Annotated in this window: 1 protein-coding gene; it reads right to left on the reverse strand. The window is 37.4% G+C overall.

Features of this window, described 5'->3' with window-relative positions:
- Positions 1-113 precede the first annotated feature (113 nt).
- On the reverse strand, positions 114-1,009 hold an 896-nt coding region (locus I4N53_RS09920; protein WP_214496138.1), incomplete at its 5' end, for an IS200/IS605 family accessory protein TnpB-related protein.

The raw sequence follows: 1,009 nt of genomic DNA on the forward strand, positions 1-1,009 counted from the left end.
AGTTTAGAAGGCTGGGCTATTTATAGTCCGCCCTTTCAGAGAGTGCCTATTCCCAGCAGGCGGTATTTAAGCACTCCCATAGACCCTGCCCCAAGAAGCAGGAACTCACGCCCTTACGGGTCTCCCCACTTACCCTGAATTAATAATTCCTTCAGGATAGAGAAGTCTCTTGGTACCTTCTCAGGAGAGAGTGGTGTTACCACCGCTACCTTGAGAACTCGCCAGAAATCATAGATACTAAAACTTGTTCCCTCCAGAGGTTTTAGTACCCTTCCTGACTCACTCTCAAGGCTTTGTAAAAATTCTATTGCTTTATTTATTTCCCTTATGTGCTTTTTCTTTATATGCTTGTTCCTGACTGTTTTCTTTACGTACTCTTTTAATTTTTCTAATTCTTCTACAGTCAGTGCGTTGAGAAACTTTATATAATTGTCTGGTATCTTTTCTTGAAGCCCCAACCCTCTTCTTGCTATTACATAGGCTGCTCCCTCATCTTTTGTTATCATATGCTGCGGTGCATATTTTAACATGCCTATTATTGATGTGTAATAAGGGTCTACCTCTATTACTTCTATCTCTTCTCTTTTTGCCAGCGTTTTTATTTTTGAAAGAATTGATTTATAACTGAAGTTATGTCTTATTCTCCTTGATTTTCTCCCTGAAAAGTCTCCTCTTTTGCCTTTGTCTTTTATTTCTAATCCCTCAATTACAATTGCTTTTCTTTTCTGTTTTGCTATTTTTACTATTTCATGAGCATACTGCCATCTGAAATATTCTCTTTTGTCTTTATTTCCGCTTGCAAGCTCTGGCATTGTTATACTGCCATAGCCTATTAGATTACCTTTTTCATCTACTTCTGCCCATGATATGTTGTCTGGATATGCGTTTATGTCTATTCCTATGACTCCTTTTTCTTTTGTTATTTTTACTTCCGGATATTCTTCTTCAATAGCAAAATAGGCGTATATATTGCCATTTTTGAGTTTTAATTCTACAGAGTAGGGTATGT

The organism is Thermoanaerobacter sp. CM-CNRG TB177, assembly GCF_018588165.1.
Classification (GTDB): Bacteria; Bacillota; Thermoanaerobacteria; order Thermoanaerobacterales; family Thermoanaerobacteraceae; genus Thermoanaerobacter; species Thermoanaerobacter thermocopriae.